At 63.5% G+C, this 255-nt stretch carries 1 pseudogene; it reads left to right on the top strand.

Going from position 1 to position 255, the window contains the following annotated elements:
- Window positions 1–255: pseudogene (locus A3764_RS25560) on the top strand (mechanosensitive ion channel family protein); the annotation flags it as partial.

The raw sequence follows: 255 nt of genomic DNA, 5'->3' as shown, positions 1-255 counted from the left end.
TGGTGCTGATCATCGACGAGATCTTCGACATGATCAGCCAGAACAACCCCGATGAACTGGCCGACCCCGAGAATTCTCACATGCGGGCCATGGCCACGACGATTTCGGCAGCGCGCAAAGCAGTGATCGTCATCGCCGTGCTGGTCGGCACGGGCGTGGTGCTCGCCTCCATCAATACGCTCAACACCGTGGGCCTGTCGCTGCTGGCCTCTGCCGGGGCGCTGACGCTGATCCTGGGCTTTGCCGCGCGCGAGG

This window comes from Sulfitobacter sp. HI0129, from assembly GCF_001635395.1.
In the GTDB taxonomy this organism is placed as follows: domain Bacteria; phylum Pseudomonadota; class Alphaproteobacteria; order Rhodobacterales; family Rhodobacteraceae; genus Sulfitobacter.
Note: the sequence above shows the minus strand (reverse complement) of the source record. Positions and strands in the feature narration are given on the sequence as shown.